Origin of the sequence: Pseudoalteromonas sp. S3178 (genome assembly GCF_005886985.1) — a bacterium.
Taxonomy (GTDB): domain Bacteria; phylum Pseudomonadota; class Gammaproteobacteria; order Enterobacterales; family Alteromonadaceae; genus Pseudoalteromonas; species Pseudoalteromonas carrageenovora.
Window position 1 is genome coordinate 1 of record NZ_PNCW01000555.1, and the last position, 296, is coordinate 296.

General features: G+C 40.2%; 1 pseudogene. It reads right to left on the bottom strand.

Features of this window, described 5'->3' with window-relative positions:
• A pseudogene (locus CWC11_RS23190) lies at positions 1-296 on the bottom strand (DUF2431 domain-containing protein); the annotation flags it as partial.

Genomic DNA, 296 nt, shown 5'->3' on the forward strand with positions numbered 1-296 from the left:
AAAAAGGGCAGTGGTTATTCTGTAAATAATGTGGCAAAACAAGCGGCGCGCTCAGTGCAGGATTCGGTCTTTTAGACCAAACATAGGTGGTGCCACTGGTGTCTTTCACATGTTTATCTCTATCTACATTGCGGATTTTATAACCACCAAATTGCCTTATATCAAAGTTAGATTGTCCTAAATACTTGATATCAAGGTTATGATTGAGTGACGATTCTAAGTCCCACTCACAATAGGGCTTTACATCTTTGGAGGTAACATAACATAACATGTGGCCAGTTGGGTCTAGCGCATAA